The organism is Achromobacter deleyi (genome assembly GCF_016127315.1).
In the GTDB taxonomy this organism is placed as follows: Bacteria; Pseudomonadota; Gammaproteobacteria; order Burkholderiales; family Burkholderiaceae_B; genus Achromobacter; species Achromobacter insuavis_A.
On the sequence record NZ_CP065997.1, the window covers coordinates 2875976 to 2894814 of the forward strand.

Sequence of the window (18839 nt, forward strand, 5' to 3'; positions counted from 1 at the left end):
TTTTCCTTCAATCCATGTCCGCGCCCGCGCGCGGACGGCAGCCGACGATGACCGAGTCTTTTTACCGTGACGCCGACGATCCGAGCCAGCCCGCCACCGCCGCCTGGTGGTTCGCCCGCTGGCATTCGGGCGACATGACGCGCCGCGAGCGCCGCGCCTTCGCGCGCTGGCGCCGCGAGCAGCCGGATGCGGCACGCGAATTCGACCGGATGCAGCAATTGGGCAAGGTGGCCGAACATCTGCCGCAGGACCGGGTGCGGGCGCTGCTGGGCGGAGCCGTCCCGGCGCGTCCGTCGCGTCGCCGCGTCGCGATGCCGTTGCGCGTGGGCATCGCTTGCGCGGCGCTGGCGCTGGTGGCGTTGGCCGGCTGGTGGAGCCTGCCGGGCGAGGCGCCCACCTTCACCACCGTGGTCGGCGCCGACCGCGGCGAACGCAAGCAGGTCACGTTGCCCGACGGCTCCGTGCTCGACATCAACGGCAATACGCTGGCCGAGGTCAAGTTCTACGCGGGCCGCCGCGAGATCGAACTGCAGGGCGGCGAAATCCTCTTCAGCGTCAGCCCGGAGGCCGAACGTCCCTTCATCGTGCGCGCCGGCAGCGGCGACGTGCGCGTGACCGGCACCGTGTTCGACGTCCGGCGCGACGAGGACGTGGTGACCGTGCTGGTGCGGTCCGGCACGGTGGAGGTCACCGGCGGCCATTGGTGGAATCTCGGCCTGGCGGTGCTGCGCGGCGGACACGGCATCCGCGTGCCCGGCAGCGGCGCCATCGGCGTGCCGGCGCCCACCGATGTCGATACGGCATTGGCCTGGCAGACGGGCCGGGTGGTGTTCAAGAATGCGCCGCTGGCCGAGGTGGTCAGCGAAATGAACCGCTACCTGGCCACGCCATTGCGCCTGGCCGACAGCAAGAGCGGGCGCTTGCGCGTATCGGCCTCGTTCAGCCTGGACCGTCCCGAGTCCCTGCTGGAGGCGCTGCCGGCGGTGACGCCGGTGAAGCTGACGCCGGCGGCGGATGGCGCCATCGACATCTCGGCACGCTAGGCGCTCGCGCCGTTACAAAATAATCGGGCCCGGCATTCAGGTTTTTTCGCACCGGCATCGTTCTACACAGGAAGGCGCGTCGCGCCGCGTCCCCAAGCAGGGACTTTCCTGTCCATCGCCGAACCGAAACCGTTGCTGATCGTGAATGCCTCTTCCGGGCGCCGCCTGCGCGCCACTCCCCGCTTTGCCCTTTCCTCCCTGATGCTGTCGCTGGCCATGGCGGCCGGCGCCTGCGACGCGGCCCAGGCCCAGTCGCAGGCGCCCGCGGTCGCCGTCGACATTGCCCCGATGCCGCTGGGCGAAGCCTTGTTGCAATGGGCCGCGCAGACCCGCCAGCGCGTGTTCTACGCGCCCGAGCTGGTGGCCGGCTTGCGCACGCCCGGCTTGCGCATGAGCGGCAGTCCGGAGCAGTCGCTGGCCCGCCTGTTGCAGGGGACGGGTGTGGCCTATCGCTGGCAGGGCGACAGCATCGTGCTGACGCGGGACGGCGAGGTGGCCAGCCTGTCGCCGGTGAAGGTGCTGGGCAGCGGCGATCCCGCGGTGACCGAGGGATCGGGTTCCTACACCACGCCGGCCACGTCGGCGGCCACCGGGCTGGCGCTGTCGCTGCGCGAAACGCCGCAGTCCGTCACGGTGGTGACGCGCCAGCGCATCGAGGACCAGAACCTGCGTTCGCTCGACGAGGTGATGGGCAACGTGGTGGGCGTGCAGGTGGTGGCCGAGGACAGCGACCGCACCGACTTCTGGTCGCGCGGCTTCTACATCGACAGCCTGCAGTACGACGGCGTGCCCACCACGATCGGCCTGTCGATGTATGGCGAGTCCGACAATGATTCCATCATCTACGACCGCATCGAGGTGGTGCGCGGCGCCACCGGCCTGATGACCGGCGCGGGCAACCCGTCGGCTTCGATCAACCTGGTGCGCAAGCATGCCAACAGCCGCGAATTCACCGGCTCGGTCAGCGTCGGGGCCGGCTCGTGGAACCAGTTCCGCAGTTCGCTCGACCTGAGCACGCCGTTGAACGAGGCCGGCAGCGTGCGTGCGCGCATGGTGGCGCTGTACCAGGACAAGGATTCCTACATCGATCTCTACCACGCCGACAAGAAGGTGTTCTACGGCGTGATCGATGCCGACCTGACGTCGTCCACCACCCTCAGCATCGGCATGGACTCGCAGGACAAGCGGCCGCGCGGCACCACCTGGGGCAGCCTGCCGGTGGTGTTCAGCGACGGCACGCCCACCGATTGGCGCCGTTCCAAAACCACCGCGGCGGACTGGACCTACTGGCACACCACGCAGCGCACCACGTTCGCCTCGCTCTCGCACCGGTTTGACAACGACTGGGAGGCGAAGGCCGACTGGTCGCTGCGCAAGAGCAAGTACGACGCCAAGCTGCTGTACCTGTATGGCCAGCCCGACCGCGAGACCGGCACAGGTTTGCGCGCGTTGCCGGGCTATTGGAATTCCTACGCGCAGCAGACCGCGCTGAACCTGCAGGTCAAGGGGCCGTTCCAGTTGCTGGGGCGTCGCCATGAACTGGTGCTGGGCGCGATGCGCAGCCGCTACAGCGAGGACTTCTACAGCTATGGCCGCGCCAGCGCCATGCCAGACACCGGATCGTTCTACGACTGGGATGGCAAGTACCCGCAGCCCGACTGGACCACGTCGACGCTGCGCGACACCGTGACGCACCAGCGCGGCGCCTATGCCGCGGCGCGCTGGTCGCTCAGCGACAGCCTGACCCTCATCACCGGCGGCCGCTACGCGACGTGGCAATCGCGTTCGCCGACGCGCGACCAGAAGGATTCGCGCCTGATTCCCTACGCCGGCCTGGTGTACGACATCAACAGCACTTACTCGGCCTACGCCAGCTACACCGACATCTTCCAGCCGCAGGACTATCGCGACCGCAACGGCAATTACCTGGATCCGGTCGAGGGGCAGAACTACGAAGTGGGCGTCAAGGGCGAGTACCTCGACGGCAGGCTCAATGCGTCGCTGGCGCTGTTCAAGGTCAAGGAAAGCAAGACGGGCGTGCCGGACGCCGGCTACATGGTGCCGGGTTCGACCGATGGCGCCTACAAGACCGCCGACGGCGTCACCACGCGCGGCATCGAGATGGAAGTGACCGGCCAGTTGGCGCCGGGCTGGAACACGACGCTGGGCGGCACGTACTACACCAGCCGCGACGTGCATGGCGTGTCGGTCAACACCGAACGCCCGCGCGCCACGGCGATGCTGTTCACGACCTACCGCCTGCCGGGCGCGTGGAGCAAGCTGACGCTGGGCGGCGGCGTCAATTGGCAGATCAGCACCTACACCAACGTGGAGCTGGACGACGGCAACGTCACCGCGAAGCAGAAGGCCTACGCGCTATTCAACCTGATGGCACGCTACGACTTCAATGCCCGCCTGTCGGCGCAATTGAACGTGAACAACCTGTTCGACAAGAAGTACTACCTGGGCGGCGTGGCCAACCAGGTCTATTACGGCGAGCCGCGCAGTGTGTTCCTGAATCTGAAGGCGACGTTCTAGCGTCGGTCGCCCGCCGCGGCATCGGCTCGTGCAGGGTCTGCCGTTCGCTCGCGTTGCCCACGGACGGACGGCGGCCCGGCCTCAGGCCTGCTGGCGCGTCGCCGCCAGCACGATCTCGCGGATGCACACGCCGGGCGGTTGCGAGTAGGCGTAGTACACCGCGTTGGCCACGTCCTCGGCGGCCAGCACCTTGCCGCCCATGTCGGCCTTCCAGTCCTGGTAGCCGCTCTTGATGCCTTCGTCGGTGGTGTGGCTGAGCAGTTCGGTCTCGACCGCGCCGGGGGCGATGGTGACCACGCGCACATTGTGCGGCGACAGTTCCTCGCGCAGGTTTTCCGACAGGCCGTGCACGGCGAACTTGGTGCCGACGTAGGCGACGTGGTTGGGGAAGGTCTTGCGGCCCGCCACCGAGCTGATGTTGATGATGGTGCCGCGGCCGCGCTCGGCCATGCCGGCGGCGACGGCGTGCACGCCGTTGAGCAGGCCCTTGACGTTCACGTCCAGCATGCGATCCCACTGTGCGGGATCCTGGCGGGTGATGTCGCCCAGCAGCATGACGCCGGCATTGTTGACGATGGCGTCGGCGGGGCCGTACTGGGCCTCGGCCTCGCGCAGGGCGGCGGCCAGCGCGGCGCGGTCCGTCACGTCGACCTGGCGCGCCAGCGTGTTCGGCAGGTTCAGGGCCTGCATCGGCGCCAGGCGGCGCGCCAGCAACAGCAGCGGGTGGCCCTGCGACGAGAACAGGCGGGCGGTGGCCAGGCCGATGCCGGAGCTGGCGCCGGTGACGACGACGAGGGGGCGTTGGGGGGTAGTCATGGTGGAGACTCCAGGTATTGGTTATTCATATGCCAGAGGGGCTGAAAACCATTCTAGGCCCGGCTTTCGCGCTTGAAAAATGGTTTATTCTTCTCGCATCAATCGGGAAAACTTATGGATAACCGCCAGCTCAACGCCTTCATCGCGGTCTTCGAGGAACGCAACATCACCGCCGCCGCGCAGCGGCTGCACCTGAGCCAGCCGGCCCTGTCGGGCACCATCAAGAGCCTGGAGAGCCTGCTGGGCACGCAGTTGTTCGAACGCCAGGCGCGCGGCGTGTCGGTCACGGACGAGGCCCGCATCCTGTATCCGCAGGCGCGCCGCCTGGTGGCGCAGACCGAGTCGATGGCGCGCCAGTTCCGCCAGGATGCCCACCTGGCCGAGCTGCGCATCGGCGTCGAGGGCGAGATCGCGGGGGCGCACGTGCGCGCCTTCGTGGCGCGGGCGCGGCAGGCGGTGCCCAATCTGCTGCTGCACCTGCTGGAAGGCTGCGTCGGCGACGCCCGCCTGGCGACCGAGGACGAGCGCTGCGAGGACGAACTGTTCGTGCCGCTGTGGGACGACCCCTATGCCATTGCGCTGCCGGCCGAAGCCGGCGACGGCGCGGCCTCGCGATGGATCGTCTGTCCCGACCACCCCAGCCATCAGCGCCTGCTGCCGTATTACGGCGCGGCCGCCGGCGCGCCCGCCGCGCAGGCCGGCTCGTTGCGCCTGGCGCTGGAGCTGGCCGCGGCCGGCGTCGGCGCCTGCATCGCGCCGCGCTCGCTGATCGCGCAGCAGCCGGGCGTCGCGGCCCAGGATCTCGACGGACTGGCGCTATCGCGCCGCGTCGGCCTGTGCTATGCGGCGCAGGCGCTGGACAAGCCGGCGCTGGCCTTGCTGGCCGAACAGTTGAGCCAGGCGCCGCGGGAGTGACAGGGGGCGCCAGGCGCCGGGGTTGCCGGGGAGCCCTGGCGAAAAGGGCCAGTCCATTTATAATTGAGAATAATTTCCATTATCTCAACTGCCCCGGTGGACCGGCCGAGGCCGGATCGCGATGCCTCCCTCTTCCTGCGCGCCCCATGCCGAGGCGCAGTCCGTTTACCTGGCCCACCACCATTGGCTGCGCGCCGTGCTGCAGCGCAAGCTGGGCAACGCGTCGGACGCCGCCGACGTGGCGCACGACACCTTCGAACGGCTGATCCGCGCCTATCCCGCCGAACCCTTGAGCGAACCGCGCGCCTACCTGCGCACCATCGCCAACCGTCTCCTGATCGGCCGCGCGCGCCGCGCCGCGCTCGAGACCGCCTACGCCGAATCACTGGCCTTGCAGCCGGTGCCGGTGGAGCCTTCGGTCGAGGCCCGCGCCCTGGTCCTGGAGGCGCTGGAGCAGGTCTGCGAGCTGCTCGATACCCTGCCGATGACCAGCCGCCGCATCTTCCTGATGGCGCAGCTCGACGGCATGTCCAACGGCGAGATCGCCGAGCGCCTGGGCCTCACGCCCAACGCCGTGCAGAAATCGCTGGCCCGCGCCCTGGTGCGCTGCTACGCCGCGGTGTACGGTTGAGCGGCCGCGCCGAGGGCAGCCGCCTGCTGCGGCCGCACGCGCCGGAGGCCGGCAAGATCGATCCCAAGGTGATCCGCCAGGCGGCCGATTGGTGGGCGCGCCTGCGCGACGGCGCGACGCCGGCGGACCGCGCCCACTTCGAGCGCTGGCGCCAGGCGCTGCCCGCCCATGACCTGGCCTGGCAACGCCTGGTCGCGCTCACGCAAGGGGTGTCACAGGGCGTGCAGCAGGCGGGGGCGGGCGTGGCCTCGCGCGCGCTGCAGCAGGCGCCGTTGATCCGTTCGCGGCGCAACGCGATCCGCTGGATGGTGGCCGCGGCCGGCGTCGGGCTGGGCACCTGGGTGGCGAGCGATCGCGAGGCCCTGCGCGGCCTGGCGGCCGACCTGCGCACCGGCACGGGCGAGCGCCGCAGCGTCACGCTGGCGGACGGCACCCGCGTCGAGCTCAATGCCGGCAGCGCGCTCGACCTGCGCTATACCGATACCCGGCGCGAACTGGTGCTGCTGGAAGGCGAGATCCTGGTGACCACCGCCCGCGATCCCCTGGGCCGGCCGTTCTCGCTGCGCACCCGCGCGGGCGTGGTGACGCCGGTGGGCACGCGTTTCCTGGTGCGTGACCTGGGCCAAGGCCGCGCGCGGGTGGCGGTACTGGAAGGGGCGGTGGACGTGGACTGTGGGCCGGCGGGCGGCGCGCCGCGCCGGGTGACGGCCGGCAGCCAGGCCGAATTCTCGCGCGCCGGCGCCTTCGACGCGGCCGCGCTGCGCCCCGAGGTGTCGGCCTGGCTCGACGGCATGCTGCTGGCCGACGCCATGCCGCTGGCCGATTTCCTGGCCGAGCTCGGACGCTATCGCGCCGGCGTGTTGCGCTGCTCCCCGGACGCGGCGTCGCTGCGCGTGGTGGGCGCGTTTCCCGTGGCGGACACGGACCAGGTCCTGGCGATGCTGCAAGAGGTGTTGCCGGTGCGGGTGCGGCGCTATACGCGCTACTGGATCAACGTCGGGCTGGCCTGACGCGGCCAATGTGTAACTGAAACGGCGTAATGGCGGATCTCGCGCTTCATGTAGGGAAAGCAGCCCCGACGACGGGCGGCGCCGACCCCTCATGACACAGGATCCTTCTTCATGCCTCGCCTCATCCCGCCCGCGGTTTCCGCCGTGAAAGCCTCCCGCCGCCGCGTTCCGGCGAGCACGCGGTTGCGCGCCGCCCTGTCCCTGGCATTGCCGCTGATGGTCGCCGCCGGCGCCGTTGCCGAGGTCCATGCGCAGGCCGCGCCGCGCACCGTCTCCTTTTCGGTGCCGGCCGGCGCGCTGGGCGGCGCGCTGGGGGCGTTCGGCATGCAGGCGGGCGTGATGGTGGCGTCCGATCCGGCGCTGACCCGCGACGTGCGCACCGAGGGCGTGACCGGGACCTATCCGGTCGATGCCGCGCTCGAACGGCTGCTGGCGGGCACCGGCTTGCAGGCCGTGGCGCGCGCCGAAGGCGGCTATCGCCTGCGCCGCGCGGTCGATCCGCAGGCGGCGCTGCTGGCGCCCGTGACGGTCACCGGCAGCTACCAGGCCACCACCGACGGCACCGGTTCCTACACCTCGTCCGCCGCCACCATCGGCAAGACCACGCAGGCGCTGAAGGACATTCCCCAGTCCGTCACCATCCTGACGCGTCAGCGGATGGACGACCAGGACATGACCAGCCTGCCGGACGCGATCAACAACACCACCGGCATGGTGGGCGTGCAGGGCGTGGGCCCGGGCATCGCGATCAACGCGCGCGGGTTCCCGGTGGACATGCTGCAATACGACGGCGTGCCTTTGCTGCGCAACAGCTACAGCCTGGGCAACTGGGAGCAGGATTCGCTGGTGTTCTATGACCGCGTCGAAATCCTGCGCGGCGCGGCCGGCCTGCTGCAAGGCGCCGGGAGCCCCGGCGGCGCCGTCAACCTGGTGCGCAAGCGCGCCGGCGCGGAGCCGTCCGTGGTGGTGACGGGCAAGGTCGGTTCCTGGGATCGCTATGGCCTGCAGCTGGACGCCGGCAGCCCCTTGAATGCCTCGGGATCGCTGCGCGGTCGCGTGGTGCTGGATGACGAGCGCAGCCATTCGTACACGGACTACGTGTGGCACAAGACGCGCAATGTGTACGCCGCGCTGGATTACGACATCAGCGCCGACACCACGGCGGGCATCGCGGTCAGCAATCGTTTCAGCCGTTCGCGCCCCATGCTGGTGGGCTATCCGCGCTTCGCCGACGGCGGCGATATCGACCTGCCGCGCTCGACTTTCACCGGATCGACCTGGAACCGCGCCAAGAACGACCAGACCGTGTTCTACGCGGACCTGGACCACCGCTTCAACGACGCCTGGCGCTTCAAGCTGGGCGGCGTCGCCATGAACGAGAAGAACACCAGCGTGCACCAGCGCGTGGCCGATTCGGTGCAGCGCGATGGCAGCGGCTTGTCCTATGGCAATTTCGGCGTGGATTTCAGCAGCCGGCAGCGTGGCCTGGACATGTCGGTCAGCGGCGATTTCACCGCGCTGGGCATGAAGCAGGAGGTGGTGCTGGGCGCGAACTATTCCAAGCTCACCACGCAGGACCGCTTCACGCGGGCATGGAGCGATAGCGACGGCAACATCTTCGATATCGACCACAACCGGCCCTGGCAGGACATCGACTCCATCGCGGCGGCCAGCGGCTATGACAGCCGCAGCAGCTACGACATCCGCCAGAAGGGCATCTACGGCACGTGGCGCATCAAGCCCACCGAGTCGCTGGCGCTGATCGGCGGCGGCCGCGTGGGCTGGTACGACTTTGCCTACCGGTCCGCCGGCGAGACCTCGGCCACCACGGAGTCCGGCCGCGTCATTCCCTACGCGGGCATCGTCTACGCGCTGAACAACAGCTGGTCGGTCTACACCAGCTATTCGTCGGTGTTCGAACCGCAGACCGAGCGCACCGTCTCGGGCGGGCTGCTCAAGCCGGTGGAAGGCGCCAACTACGAAGCCGGCGTGAAGGGCGAGCTGGCGGATGGCCGCGTCAACGTGGCGCTGGCCGTGTTCCGCTATGACCACAAGAACCGCTCGGTGACCGACTACGAAAGCGGCTTCGCGTGCGATGGCTGGTATTGCTCGCGCGCGGCAGGCGAAGTGCGCAGCCAGGGCTTCGAGGCGGAAGTGTCGGGCGAGGTGATCCAGGGACTGCAATTGTTCGCCGGCTACACCTACAACACCACCAAGTACCTGGCCGACCCCGACAACGAGGGCAAGATCTTCAACACCTGGACCCCCAAGCACATGCTGCGCCTGTGGGCCAACTACAAGCTGCCGGGCGAATGGAACCGCCTGAGCGTGGGCGCCGGCGTCAACACGCAGACGCATACGTTGAGCTCCGACCGCAAGTTCGCGCTGGCCGGCTTCACCGTCTGGAACGCGCGCCTGGGCTACCAGGCCACGCCGGAAGTGAGCGTCGGGTTGAACGTGAACAACGTCTTCGACAAGAAATACTACGTGCCGTCCTACAACACGCTCAGCAGCAACAACTACTACGGCGAGCCGCGCAATGTCATGCTGACCGTGCGCTACACGCCGAAGCTGTAAGGGGAGCGGCGGGAATCGGGGAATCCGGAATGGGATAAAATAGTAACAATTCCCATTTAGATTCCACCGCGAGACGCGCCGTGTCCTCGACCGATTCCCTGCCCACCGACGCCGTTACGCGGATCTATCGCGAGCATCACGGCTGGCTGTCCGTCTGGCTGCGCAAGAAGCTCGGCAACTCGTTCGATGCCGCCGACCTGGCCCACGACACCTTCGTGCGCCTGATGGCGGCGCGGGTGCGCGCCGGCGGCGGCGACGAGCCGCGCGCGCTGCTCACCCACATCGCCAAGGGCCTGGTGGTGGACCACTGGCGCCGCCGCGCGCTCGAAGACGCCTATCAAAGCGCGGCCGCGCAGCTGCCGCCGGGCGAGGCGCCTTCGCCCGAGGTGCGGGCGCTGATCCTGGAAACGCTGCACGCCATCGATGCCACCCTGCGTACGCTGCCCGCCAAGACCCGCGCCATCTTCCTGGCCTCGCAGTTCGACGGCATGGCGTATGCCGACATCGCGAGCGCCCAACGCGTGTCGCTGGCCACGGTCAAGCGTCACATGCAGAAGGCGCTGACCGCCTGCCTCATCGCCCATCAGGGCGGCGCCGCGTGAGCGCCGCGCCGGATGCGGCGGTCCTGGAAGAGGCCGCCGGCTGGCTGGTGCGCTTCCAGTCGGAGACCCTGTCGGCCGCGGACCGCGCGGCCTTCGAGCGCTGGCGCGGCCGCAGCGCGGCGCATGCCGCTGCCTGGGCGCGGGTGGAAGACATGCTGCGCAGCTTCGGGCAGGTGCCGCCCGAACTGGGCGCGCGCACGCTGCGCCAACTGGACCGGCCCGGACGGCGCCAGGCGCTGCGCGGCGTGGCGGGCCTGCTGCTGCTGGGGCCGGCGGCCTGGCTGGCGTGGCGCGAATGGCCATGGCACGAATGGAGCGCCGACGCGCGCACCGCCACCGGCGAGCAGCGCCGCATGCAACTGGCCGACGGCACCCGCCTGCTGCTGAACACCGCCACCGCCGTGGATATCCAGTACACCGCCGAACAGCGCGTGATCTGGCTGCGCGCGGGCGAGATCCTGCTGACCACCGGCAAGGACCCGGCGCCGGTCCATCGGCCGTTCATCGTGCGCACCGCCCAGGGCTCGGTGCAGGCGCTGGGCACGCGCTTCATGGTGCGGGACGAGCGCGGCGGCATCCGCGTCGCGGTGTTCGAGGGCGCGGTAGCGATCCGGCCGGCCGCCAGCGACGCGCAGCGCGTGTTGCGGGCGGGGCAGCAGACCGTGTTCGACGCGGGGCGGATCGAGCCCGAGTCGGCCGCCGACGCCGCGCAGGTGTCCTGGGAGGACGGCATGCTGGCCGCGCGCAACTGGCGCCTGGCCGACGTGGTCGCGGAACTGGCGCGCTACCGCCGCGGTTTCCTGCGCTGCGATCCGGCGGTGGCCGAGCTGCGCGTGTCGGGCGCCTTTCCCTTGAACGACACCGACGCCGGCCTGCGCCTGCTGGAGAAGACGCTGCCGGTGCGGATCCAGCGCATGACGCCGTACTGGGTCACCGTCGCGGCGCGCTGAGAGCGCGCGGCCGTTACAAATTAATCGCCGATTCCCTGACACTTTTTCCGCCTTCGTCCGGTGTACCGGGTGAATCGTCGCGGCGCGACCGCGATGCCCCGCCCACGAAGGATCCCTCATGGCAAGCCGTTACTCCCGTTCCCTGTCCGTCCGCCGCGCGCGGACCTCATCGTCGTCCACGCGGGCCGCGGTGCGCGCCCTTGGCCTGGGCGTGGCGCTGGCGCTGGCGTCGACGGCCTCGCAGCCGGCGCGCGCCGCCGATGCCGTCAGCGCGGCGAGCGGCAAGCCCTATGCGATTCCCGCCGGCCCGCTGGGCGACACGCTGGCCCGCTTCGCCGCCGCATCCGGCGTGCCGCTGTCGTTCGATCCGGCCCTGCTGGCGGGCCAGCACAGCGACGGCCTGAATGGCGTCTACACGGTGCGCGAGGGCTTCGCGCGGCTGTTGTCGGGTTCCGGCTACGCGCTGGCGGAGCAGGGCGGCGGCGCCTATTCGCTGCGCAAGCTGCCGCCGCAGGGCGATGCCACGATGCTGCCGAACGTGGTGGTGACGGGCGCCGACGCGCATCCCTCGGCGCTGCCGGCCAGCTACAGCGGCGGCCAGGTGGCGCGCGGCGGCCGGCTGGGCCTGCTGGGCAACCGCGACGTGATGGATACGCCGTTCAGCATCGCCAACTACACCGCGGACCTGCTGGCCAACCGCCAGGCGGTGACGCTGGCCGACGCGCTGAACGTCGATTCCTCGGTGCGCTTCACCGGCCAGATCGGCGGCGTGACGGACTCGTTCTACATCCGCGGCTTTCCGATAGGCGAAGGCAACCTGGGCGAGATCGCTTTCGACGGCGTCTACGGCGTGGCGCCCAACTACCACGTGTTCACCGACTACATCGAGCGGGTCGAGGTGCTGAAGGGGCCGGCCGCGCTGCTGTACGGCATGTCGCCCAACAGCGGCGTGGGCGGCGTCATCAACATGGTGCCCAAGCGCTCGCTGCCCGAGGATCTGACGCGGGTGTCGGCCGATTACGCGGGGGCCTCGCAGTTCGGCGGCCGCGTCGACCTGAGCCGGCGCTTCGGCGACGATGGCGCCTGGGGCGTGCGCGTCAACGGCCTGCATCGCCAGGGCGACACGCCGCTGGACAACCTGCATTCGCGCACCGACATCGGCGCACTGTCGCTGGACTACCAGGGTGAAAAGCTGCGCGCCTCGCTCGACCTGCTGATCCAGGATGAAAAGGTCGATGCGCCCACCCGGCCGTTCCTGGTGGCGACGGGCCTGCGCGTGCCGGACGCGCCGGACGGCCGCCGCAACGCCACCCAGGCGTGGAGCTGGTGGAAGTCACAGGGCGAATCCGCGCTGCTGCGCGTCGAGTACGACATCAGCGACCGCCTGACGGTGTTCGCCGACGCGGGCGGCTCGACCACCACCATCAACCGCCTGTCCGACCAGACGCCGACCATCGTCAACGCCGCCGGCGACACGCTGGTGACGCCCAACCATTTCAAGTTCCAGGTCGACCGCGGCACCTACAACGCCGGCTTGCGCGCCAAGCTGGACACCGGCCCGGTGCGCCACGCCATCACCTTCATGGGCACGCTGTACAGCGATCGCAACCTGCAGGCCAGCGTCAACGGCACGCCGCTGTCGTCGAATATCTATGATCCGGTGGCGCGGCCCCGCCAGGACATCGCCGCCCCCGCCAGCGTGCCCAAGGTGTCGTCCTCGGACCTGACCGGCTTCGCGCTGGCCGATACCCTGAGCGTGCTGGACGAGCGCGTCCAGCTGACGCTCGGCGCGCGCCAGCAGCGGGTCGAGTCGCGCAACTTCAACCCCGTCTCCGGCGCGCGCACGCTCAGCTACGACGAAAGCGCGGTCACGCCGCTGGCCGGCCTGGTGCTCAAGCCCTGGCAGAACGTCTCGTTCTACGCCAACTACATCGAAGGCCTGAGCAAGGGCGACGTGGCGCCGGCCACCGCATCGAATGCCGGCCAGGTGTTCAAGCCCTACAAGTCCAAGCAGAAGGAAGTAGGCGTCAAGTTCGACTTCGACAGCGCCATGCTGACCCTGAGCGCCTTCGAGATCACCAAGCCCAGCGGCCAGCTGACGGCAGGCGTGTATGCCGCCGACAGCGAGCAACGCAACCGCGGCCTGGAGCTGAACCTGTCGGGCGAGCCGCTGCGCGGCCTGCGCCTGCTGGGCGGCGTGACGTTCCTGGATGCCGAGCTGACGCGCACCGGCAACCCCGCCACGCGCGGCAACCAGCCCGTGGGCGTGCCGCGCTTCACCGCCAACCTGGCCGCGGAATGGGATACCCCCTGGGTCGCCGGGCTGACGCTGACCGGCGGGGTGATCCACACCGGCAAGGAATACGTCAACCAGGCCAACACGCAGTCGGTGCCCTCGTGGACCACGTTCGACCTGGGCGCGCGCTACGTCACGCGCGTCGATGGCAAGGCAGTGACCCTGCGCGCCAATGTCGTCAACGTGTTCAACCGCGCCTATTGGTCGGGCGTGGCGTCGTACGGCACCATCTCGCAGGGCGTGCCGCGCACGCTGATGCTGTCGGCGTCGATGGATTTCTGATGGCTTCGCGGCGGGCCGCCAGGCGGCCCGCTTGCCTTGATTCGCTGGCCGCCTAGGCCGCCAGGATGCCGCGGATGCGCGCCAGGTTGTCGAGCGTGCTGCGCAGGTGGCTGGCCAATGCCTCGGCGGCCGCTTCGTTGCGCTCGCGCTCCAGCAGGTCGAGGATTTCCAGGTGCTGCTCGCAATGCTGGCGATAGCGGCTGCGGTCCTGCATCGAGCGGTACGACAGCAGCCGGCGCACGCGGTTGACGCGCTTGATGGTGTCGATGAAGAACGGGTTGCCCGAGGCCTCCACCAGCGACTCGTGGAAACGCACGCCGCGCTCGTGCAGCTGGTCGGCGCTGTCGCTGTCGATGCCGCCGTCGAGCAGGTGGCGTTCGGCGGCGCGGCAGCGCGCCAGCACGCTCTTGTCGATGCGGTAGGTGGGTTCGAGCAGGGCCGCGGGTTCCAGCGCCAGGCGCAACCGGTACGACTGCAGCAGGCTGTCGGGCGTGGTCATCATGGACGAGAATTCCCAGCCATAGCCGGGGCGCCGCTGCGCCCAGCCTTCCTGCGCCACGCGTGCCAGCAGCGCCTGGGTCTGCGCCTGCGTCAGGGCGTAGCGGGTGCGCAGCAGCGCTTCGCTGCACTGCATCGGCAGCACGCCGCGCAGCAACTCGTCGGCCAGCCGGAAATAGCTTTGCGTGACGATGTCCTCGGCTGCTGGCGGCGCCAGCTCGGCGGACGTGCGCGCCAGCGCGTCGTGGTCCCGCTGCAGGAAGTAGCCGCGGTTGGGCTTGCGCGCCACGATGCCGTGCGCTTCCAGCAGGCCGAGCGCGTCGTTGACCGGCGAGCGCGACAGGCGCAGGCGGTCGGCCAGTTTCTGCGCGCTCAGGTGCGCGCCGTCGGGCAGGCGGTCTTGCCGGATCAGCTCCAGGATCTTGCTGGCGGTATGGGTCTGCGCGCTCATGGGGGATGGAAAGTGGGCCTCAGCCCTGCGGGGCCGTCTCGGACGGCGCCAGGTTCGCGGCGCCAAGCGTATCCGCGAGGATAGCCGGAATCACGCCGCCCATCCGCAGCAAGTGCAGTTCCAATTGCGTTTCCACCGCGGCGGTGGCCTGCAGGGCCTGCTCGCGGCCATCGGCGCGCAAGAGGCGCACCGCGACCGGCTGGCGCGGCGCCAGGCGCTGCGGCGGGCAATCGATCTCGAAGCGGTCGCCCGGCTGGATGGCCAGGCTGTGCGGCGTGACGCCCGCCGGCAGGCGCAGCGGCAGGATGCCCATGCCGATCAGGTTCGAGCGGTGGATGCGTTCGAAGCTGACCGCCAGCACCGCGCGGATGCCCAGTAGGCGCTGGCCCTTGGCGGCCCAGTCGCGCGACGAACCGGTGCCGAAGCGTTCGCCCGCCAGCAGCACCACCGCGTCGCCGTCGCGGCGATAGTGTTCCGCGGCTTCCCAGATCGGCTCGATGGCGCCGCTGGGCGCGTGCAGCGTATGGCCGACCGGCGCGCCGGGGCTGAGCAGGTTGGCCAGGCTCTTGCTGTAGAAGGCGGCGCGCATCATCACCTGCCAGTTGCCGCGGCGCGAGGCGAACACGTTCAGGTCGTCGCGGTCGTCGCCCTGCGCCACCAGGAAATCGGCGATCAGGCTGTCGCGCGGAATGGCGCTGGCCGGCGACAGGTGGTCGGTGGTGACGTCGTCGCCCAGAACCAGCAGGGGATAGGCGGCATAGCGGCCCAGCTGGCTGGCGGGACCGGCGCTGGCGAACGGCGGCCGCCGCAGCGCGGTCGAGGCCGGGTCCCACGGAAAGCGCGGCGTGTCCGGCGACTGCAAGGCCTGCCAGCCGGGGTTGGCGCCGGCAATGCGGAAGGCGCGCTGGAAATCGTCGGCGCGCAGGCCCTGCGCCAGCGCCGCGTCGATCTCGTCCTCGCGCGGCCACAGCTCATGCAGATGCACCGCGCGGCCGTCCGGCGCGACCTGCACGGGCTCGCGGCTGAAGTCGCGCTCGGCGTCGCCGGCCAGCGCGAAGGCGATGACCAGCGGCGGCGACATCAGGAAGCCCAGGTCGAGATCGGGGTGGATGCGGCCGGTGAAGTTGCGGTTGCCTGACAGCACCGCGACGGGATGGACGGCGCCGGCGTCCATGCCCGCGCGCACCGCGTCCGGCAGCGATCCGGAATTGCCGATACAGGTGGTGCAGCCGTAGCCCACGATGCCGAACCCGACCGCTTCCAGGTCGTCGAGCAGTCCGGCGCGTTGCAGATAGTCGGCGGCGGCGGGCGAGCCGGGGCCGAGCGAGGTCTTGACCCAGGCTGGCACCGTCAGGCCGGCGTGGCGTGCCTTGCGCGCCAGCAGTCCGGCGGCGATCAGCAGGCGCGGGTCCGAGGTGTTGGTGCAACTGGTGATGGCGGCGATTGCGACGGCGTGGCGCGGCAGCGGCGAGGCCGCCTTGGGCGTGAAGGCCAGGCTGGCGAGGATCTCGCGCGTCTCGCCGTAGGGACGCAGGTCCTGCGGCCGAGTGGGGCCGGCCACGTGCATCCGCACCTGGTCCAGCGCGATCTCGATGACCCGGGTGTAGCGCGGCGTGGCTGTCGGATCCAGCGCCAGGCCGGCGCTGACCGCGTAGGCGCCGACCCGCGCGACGTGGGCCGCGTCGCGGCCGGTCTGGCGTAGGTAGGCAAGGGTGGCGTCGTCGATCGGGAAGTAGCCGGTGGTGGCGCCGTATTCGGGCGCCATGTTGGCGACCACGCAGCGGCTGCCGGCCGACAGCGTGGCGACGCCGGGGCCGAAGAACTCCACGAACTCGCCCGATACCTGGATCGCGCGCAGCCGCTGGGTGACGGTCAGCGCCAGGTCGGTGGCGGTGACGCCGGCCGCGAGCGCGCCGGTCAGGCGCACGCCGATCACGTCCGGGATGCGCAGCATGGTCGGCATGCCGAACATCACCGTCTGCGCTTCCAGGCCACCCACGCCCCAGCCGAGCACGCCGATGCCGTTGATCATCGGCGTGTGGCTGTCGGTGCCGATCATCATGTCCGGGTGCAGCGCGCCGTGGTCGTCGCAGACCACGGTCGCCAACTGCTCCAGGTTGATGGTGTGCATGATGCCGGTGCCGGGCGGATGGATGCGCACGTTCGACAGCGCCTTCGAGGCCCAGCGCAGGAAGCGGTAGCGCTCGGCGTTTCTGCGCAGTTCCAGGGCCAGGTTGCGCGCGGCCGCGTCGGGCTGCGCGTACGCCTGCACGGCCAGCGAGTGGTCCACCGAGACGTCCACCGGCAGCACCGGATTGAGCGCGCGCGGATCCACCCCGGCCTCGTCCAGCGCGTCGCGCATGGCGGCGATGTCGACCAGCGCCGGCGTGCTGGTGGTGTCGTGCATCAGCACGCGGCCGGGCTGGAAGGCGATCTCGGCCTCGCTGGTGCCGTCAGCCAGCCAGGCGAACAGCGCGGCCACGGCGGCATCGCGTTCGGCGCCGCGCATGTTGCGCAGCGCGTTTTCGAGCAGCAGCCGCAGCACCACGGGCAGGCGGTGGTAGTCCGGGCCGTACATGTCGGCCATGTCGATGTGGGTGTAGGCGACGCCGTCGAGCGTGAAGCCGGCGTGGCGCAGGGAGGGGGCGGGATTTTCCATGGGCGCTAGTTTTGCATATTGATTATGCAAAATGCAATCTAGAAAGACCGATAGACCCTGGAGCGAGGGTGTTATTCGGGGACGGATTCGTGGCCGTCCAGGGGCAGCTCCAGGCCACGGCGTTCGCCGCCGCGTACCCGGCTGACGGCGTGGCGCAAGGTGGCGCGGTAGTCGTCGCGCGCGCCCCGGATGGGGCGGTGGGCCGCGGCGATCAGGGCGGCGTCGCCCAGGCTCAGCGGCAGCACCAGGGGGCGGGACTGCTGGCGCGGGCGTTGTTCTGTCATGACGAATTCGCCGCCGCTGAAGTCGTGGGCGGGATCGGACAGCAGCGCCACCAGCACGAAGGGGAACGCGGCCTCGTCGCCCGCGTGCCGCAGCGCTTCGTAGCCGTCCGGCCGCAGGCGTGAGAGGACGGCCGGGGCGGCGCCCGGTCGTGCAGGGGCGGCATCCGGATCAGCCGGACAGGGGGTGTCGCGTCCCAGCCGCCGCGCCCAGGACTGCGCCAGCGGCGCCAGCCGCGCATGCAGCGCGCTCGGCAGGTCGTGCAGCGGCGGCGGCGCGGGCGGGCGCAGCGTACGGTGTTCGTCCTGTTCGCCAGTGATGTGTACGGCGGCCGGATCGTCGAAGGCCTGCGCCAGCGTGCGCGCCTGCGGCGCGCTGAACAGGGCGGGCAGCGGCGCCCAGCCCTCGGCGTCCAGATGGTCGATGATCCGGTCCCAGTCATAGCGCTCCAGCGGATGGCCGGCGGCGTTCATGGCGTTGCCGTCGGCGCGGCGGGCATGCGCCACAGGTACCACGCCGCGATGGTGCGATACGGGCTGAAGGCTTCGCCAATCGCCCGCATCTGGGCGGGCGACGGCGCCTTGTCCAGGCGCTTGAGGCGGCGGTAGCCTTCGCGCACGCCATAGTCGTCCACCGGCAGGATGTCCATGCGTTCGAGCGTGTAGATCAGCAGCATCTCCACGGTCCAGCGGCCCACGCCGCGCAGCGCCACCAGGCGTTCGATCAGGGCTTCGTCGCTCATCGCCAGCGCTTCCTCGCGCTCGGGAATGACGCCGTCGAGCGCCGCCTGCGCGATGCCGCGGATGGTGGCCAGCTTGGTCGCCGAAAAGCCGCAGGCGCGCTGGGCCTCGGGGTCGGTGTCCAGCAGCGTCCGCGGCCGCGGGAAGGTCTGGCCGGGATACAGCGCCAGCAGGCGGCCGAGGATGGCGTCGCCGGCGCGCGCGTGCAGTTGCTGGTAGGCGATGGCGCGCACCAGCGCTTCATAGGGCTCGCGCGCCGGCCGCGACGCGTGCAGGCAGGGGCCGATGGCCTGGACGTGGCGGGCCCAGTCGGCGTCGAGCGCGGCCAGGTGGCGGGCGGCGCGCTCGAACAGGACCGGCGTCGGCAGGGTTTCCGGCGCGGCGGCGGCCTTGCGGCGCCGGGCGGCGGTCGGGGTGGTATCGGGTGGCGTCATGGGAGGCGGGATTCGGTGGGCTGGGCGGGGCGGGACGCCGGCGAAGGACAGCATAACGGCTCACGCCGCCGCCGGCACTCCGTTGCTTGCGGCCGCGGCGCGCGCCCGTGACTGC

14 protein-coding genes are annotated in these 18839 nt (G+C 70.3%); 9 read left to right on the top strand and 5 right to left on the bottom strand.

Annotation, left to right across the window (positions count from 1 at the left end):
• Nucleotides 1–47 precede the first annotated feature (47 nt).
• Nucleotides 48–1043, top strand: a complete 996-nt coding sequence (locus tag I6I07_RS12890; RefSeq protein ID WP_198486944.1) for a FecR family protein — start codon at nucleotides 48–50, stop codon at nucleotides 1041–1043.
• Between the two features lie 132 nt (nucleotides 1044–1175).
• Nucleotides 1176–3581 (top strand): ferric-rhodotorulic acid/ferric-coprogen receptor FhuE, encoded by a 2406-nt coding sequence (gene fhuE / locus I6I07_RS12895; protein WP_198486945.1) that lies wholly within the window; start codon nucleotides 1176–1178, stop codon nucleotides 3579–3581.
• Between the two features lie 81 nt (nucleotides 3582–3662).
• Here fhuE and I6I07_RS12900 read toward each other — a convergent pair whose 3' ends face one another.
• Entirely contained in the window at nucleotides 3663–4397 is a 735-nt protein-coding gene (locus I6I07_RS12900) for an SDR family oxidoreductase (RefSeq protein WP_198486946.1), read from the bottom strand.
• A 114-nt stretch (nucleotides 4398–4511) separates the two neighbouring features.
• Between I6I07_RS12900 and I6I07_RS12905 the strand changes: the two genes are divergently transcribed.
• The 7 genes from I6I07_RS12905 (at nucleotide 4512) to I6I07_RS12935 (ending at nucleotide 13660) form a co-directional block, all read left to right on the top strand.
• On the top strand, nucleotides 4512–5312 hold the full coding sequence (locus tag I6I07_RS12905; RefSeq protein WP_198486947.1) for a LysR family transcriptional regulator: 801 nt from the start codon (nucleotides 4512–4514) through the stop codon (nucleotides 5310–5312).
• Between the two features lie 121 nt (nucleotides 5313–5433).
• A complete protein-coding gene (locus I6I07_RS12910; RefSeq protein WP_198486948.1) occupies nucleotides 5434–5943 on the top strand; it encodes a sigma-70 family RNA polymerase sigma factor in 510 nt (169 codons plus the stop codon).
• On the top strand, nucleotides 5940–6953 hold the full coding sequence (locus I6I07_RS12915) for a FecR domain-containing protein (protein WP_198486949.1): 1014 nt from the start codon (nucleotides 5940–5942) through the stop codon (nucleotides 6951–6953). Before I6I07_RS12910 ends, I6I07_RS12915 begins: the two co-directional genes overlap by 4 nt.
• A gap of 216 nt (nucleotides 6954–7169) precedes the next feature.
• The gene (locus I6I07_RS12920) at nucleotides 7170–9530 is read left to right on the top strand and encodes a TonB-dependent siderophore receptor (protein WP_232626117.1); all 2361 of its coding nucleotides are present in this window, start codon (nucleotides 7170–7172) and stop codon (nucleotides 9528–9530) included.
• 80 nt (nucleotides 9531–9610) lie between these two features.
• The gene (locus I6I07_RS12925) at nucleotides 9611–10132 is read left to right on the top strand and encodes a sigma-70 family RNA polymerase sigma factor (RefSeq protein ID WP_198486950.1); all 522 of its coding nucleotides are present in this window, start codon (nucleotides 9611–9613) and stop codon (nucleotides 10130–10132) included.
• Complete coding sequence (locus tag I6I07_RS12930) at nucleotides 10129–11082, top strand: FecR domain-containing protein (RefSeq protein WP_198486951.1); 954 nt, start codon at nucleotides 10129–10131, stop codon at nucleotides 11080–11082. The genes I6I07_RS12925 and I6I07_RS12930 overlap by 4 nt, the downstream gene beginning before the upstream one ends.
• 118 nt (nucleotides 11083–11200) lie before the next feature.
• Nucleotides 11201–13660: a TonB-dependent receptor gene (locus I6I07_RS12935; RefSeq protein WP_198486952.1), complete on the top strand. Its 2460-nt coding sequence runs from the start codon at nucleotides 11201–11203 to the stop codon at nucleotides 13658–13660.
• Between the two features lie 52 nt (nucleotides 13661–13712).
• On the opposite strand, the gene I6I07_RS12940 is transcribed toward I6I07_RS12935, so the two are convergent.
• The 4 genes from I6I07_RS12940 to I6I07_RS12955 all read right to left on the bottom strand — a co-directional run bounded on the left by I6I07_RS12940 (nucleotide 13713) and on the right by I6I07_RS12955 (nucleotide 18724).
• Nucleotides 13713–14609: a GntR family transcriptional regulator gene (locus I6I07_RS12940; protein WP_198486953.1), complete on the bottom strand. Its 897-nt coding sequence runs from the start codon at nucleotides 14607–14609 to the stop codon at nucleotides 13713–13715.
• A gap of 19 nt (nucleotides 14610–14628) precedes the next feature.
• Complete coding sequence (acnA, locus tag I6I07_RS12945) at nucleotides 14629–17268, bottom strand: aconitate hydratase AcnA (RefSeq protein WP_198486954.1); 2640 nt, start codon at nucleotides 17266–17268, stop codon at nucleotides 14629–14631.
• Between the two features lie 71 nt (nucleotides 17269–17339).
• Nucleotides 17340–18056, bottom strand: a complete 717-nt coding sequence (locus I6I07_RS12950) for a 2OG-Fe(II) oxygenase (RefSeq protein ID WP_232626075.1) — start codon at nucleotides 18054–18056, stop codon at nucleotides 17340–17342.
• Nucleotides 18020–18724: a DNA-3-methyladenine glycosylase family protein gene (locus tag I6I07_RS12955; RefSeq protein WP_232626076.1), complete on the bottom strand. Its 705-nt coding sequence runs from the start codon at nucleotides 18722–18724 to the stop codon at nucleotides 18020–18022. Before I6I07_RS12955 ends, I6I07_RS12950 begins: the two co-directional genes overlap by 37 nt.
• Nucleotides 18725–18839: the final 115 nt, after the last annotated feature.